Consider the following 1,106-nt stretch of genomic DNA (forward strand, 5'->3'; position numbering starts at 1 on the left):
TCGGTCTTGTAGAGCCCATTGGTCGTCTCGGCCAGGGCGTTGTCGTAGGAGTCCGCCACGGTCCCAATCGAGGGACGAGCGCCGATCTCCTCCAGTCGTTCGGTGAATCGCACGGAGGTGAACTGCGACCCGGCGTCCGAGTGCGTGACCAGCCCGACGAGCCGGTGCCCGCCGCGGGAGCGGCGGGCCATCTCCAGGGCATCGAGGACCATCTCGGTCTTCATGCTCGCCGCGACCCGCCAGCCGACGATCCGTCGGCTGAACGCGTCGACGATGAAGCACACGTAGGCCATCCCCGACCGGGTCGGCACGTACGTCAGATCCGTTACCCACAAGGCATCGGGCCGGTCCGCGGTGAACTGCCGGTTCACCAGGTCCGGTGCCCTGGTGGCGTCGGGGTCCTGCCGGGTGGTGAACACCTTCTTCCGCAGCCGCGATACCCCCTCGATCCCCAGTTCCCGCATCAATCGGGCGACCTGGTCACGGCCCACGTCGTGGCCGGCGCGCCGGGCGGCCTTCCAGAGTTTGTGGGCTCCGTATACCTTCCGGTTCGCGACCCACAGCGTCATCAAGACCTGCATCATGACCGCGTCCCGGACCGCTCGGGCCGACGGGGCGCTCTGCCGCTTCTTCGCGGCGTAGTAGCTGCTCGGAGCCACCTGCAACTGCCTGCAGATGAACTCGACTCCGAACTCAGCACGGTTCTCGTCGACGAATTTGACGATCACTTCGAGGGGCGGTCGAGCTCCGCCGCAAAGAAAGCCGCTGACCGCTTCAGCAGATCGTTGGCCCGGCGAAGCTCCCGGTTCTCCTGCTCCAACTCCTTGATGCGCTTGGCCTCGGCGGTGGTCAGGCCCGGCTCGACGCCCTCGTCGATGTCGGCCTGTTTGACCCACGTGCGCAGCGACTCCACCCCGCAGCCGATCTGGTCTGCCACCCGCTGGATCGTTCCGTGCGTGGTGCCGAGCTCCTTGCGCAGCTGCCGCACCATCCGCACCGCCCGCGCCTTCTCCTCAGGCGAGTACCGCCGCGCAGTCGGCTTCCCCGACGTGCTCTTGTTTCCCATGGCTCCATCCTCGTTTCCAAGGTCGGGAGCCTCCAAGCAA

Annotated in this window: 1 pseudogene and 1 other annotated feature; the pseudogene reads right to left on the reverse strand. The window is 66.9% G+C overall.

Annotation, left to right across the window (positions count from 1 at the left end):
• A pseudogene (locus tag ACYU98_RS14310) lies at window positions 1–1,066 on the reverse strand (IS3 family transposase); the annotation flags it as partial.
• Window positions 651–764 (reverse strand) — a sequence feature (AL1L pseudoknot). Its footprint overlaps the pseudogene before it by 114 nt.
• Window positions 1,067–1,106: the final 40 nt, after the last annotated feature.

The organism is Calidifontibacter terrae (assembly GCF_054778835.1).